Below are 967 nucleotides of genomic sequence, written 5' to 3'. Positions count from 1 at the left end.
CAGATTCTTCGGCGGCGAAGCCGTCCGAAGAAATCGTGGGAACAATGGTCAAGGCGCGCTTTGACGAGAGTCATTTTTCACAGTGGCGGGTCTGGAGCGGGGAGGCCGACAGCGGCACGGCGATGTTTGTGTCGGACATCAATTACGACCTTCGTGCCCAACTGCCGAGCATCGCTCCAGACGGGTCGACCAAAAGTATACGCGAGAACTTCTTTGCGACCCTCTCAGCGTTTACCGATCCGTTCGTCAGTGCAGCGGCAAACGAGACGAACGCCTTCGATCCCCAATTCGACTACGAAGTAGTGACCTGGACGGATGGTGTTCCCAACCCCATCATCGGGCGGGACCTCGACCGTCTCACCCGGAACATCACTGACGACATGGAGCATGTCATAAGCGGCAATATAGATGCCGACGGTGTATTCCGGGGACAGATCAAAGCTTTCGGCGAATGGCGGGAAACCGGCGCCGATTACGTGATCAGGCCACCCGCCGATTACGCCCCGCCGCGCGGGACCAAAACGTTCGTCGGACCGTTTTCGATTCATATTTCCACGTATGAAAGAACTCGAGAAAATTCGACCCATACGGATGACCGGCATGCAAGGTTGAACGCGCTCGCCGAGCGCTATTCAGGTTTTTTAATCTATCGCAACGGTCTGCGCATCCTACCTTACGGACGTGTTGACAGCGATTTTTTCGAGATCGAGCAGCGCCGCAGTGTGGGCCTTGGACGAGAGTTTTGGAATGCTCGACGTATGTTCGGGAGGGTCGCTCTATCCCGCGAACAAAACCCCAACCTTCGCGACAAGGCAGGCCGGGAGGGTTTTATCGACAACCGCGCTGCCAAAGCCCTAAGGACTATCGTCGTCAACATTCTCCGAACCTCGGCGCGAGATTACTTCGGGTCAGAGTCTGAAACACGAAAGACCGAGCTTCCCGATATCAGGGAACGCAATCAAAAAGC

The 967-nt window shown here is 55.8% G+C and carries 1 protein-coding gene; it reads left to right on the top strand.

What is annotated here, in order from left to right; translation table 11 throughout:
• A partial coding sequence (locus tag RCF13_RS05320) for a hypothetical protein (protein WP_308140925.1) occupies positions 1 to 967 on the top strand: 967 nt, incomplete at both ends.

This window comes from Stenotrophomonas maltophilia group sp. RNC7, assembly GCF_030910085.1.
Taxonomy (GTDB): domain Bacteria; phylum Pseudomonadota; class Gammaproteobacteria; order Xanthomonadales; family Xanthomonadaceae; genus Stenotrophomonas; species Stenotrophomonas sepilia.
This window is presented reverse-complemented; position numbering and strand designations above follow the sequence as displayed.